The sequence below is a fragment of the Rhizobium ecuadorense genome (assembly GCF_001187535.1).
GTDB lineage: Bacteria > Pseudomonadota > Alphaproteobacteria > Rhizobiales > Rhizobiaceae > Rhizobium > Rhizobium ecuadorense.
On the sequence record NZ_LFIO01001025.1, the window covers coordinates 1 to 450 of the forward strand.

A 450-nucleotide genomic window follows, 5' to 3' on the forward strand; every position below is an offset into this window, starting at 1 on the left:
AAACATCCTCTTCGGCCACCGACTGCAGGGCATTATGGATGTCCTTCAGCGGATGGGAGATGCCGCGGATGAAAAAGACGGCAGCGGCGATGCCGCAGACAAAGACGATTAGCGAGGCCGTCAGCGCCTTCCAGATCGTCGCATTGACCTTCTGCTGCAGGTCATCGAGGTAGACGCCGGTACCGACGACGATCTTCCAGGGTTCGAAGGCCTTGGAATAACCGCCCTTGAGGAAGACCTGGTCTTCCGGCTGACCGGGCTTGGTCCAGTAGTAGAAGGTGCGACCGCCGCCGGCCTTGCAATTGTCGACCAGCGCCTGGCTGAATTTCGCGCCTGTCTTGTCGACCTGGCCGCTCATATTCTTGCCGAGATTGACCGGGCTCGGATGGAAGAGCTGGACGACGTTGTAGTCGAAGCCGAAGAGATAGCCCGATGGCTGGAAGGAGACGC

The 450-nt window shown here is 59.3% G+C and carries 1 protein-coding gene; it reads right to left on the reverse strand.

Annotated elements, in window-relative coordinates; all coding sequences use genetic code 11:
* On the reverse strand, positions 1-450 hold a 450-nt coding region (locus AF337_RS18580; protein WP_193393640.1), incomplete at both ends, for a cache domain-containing protein.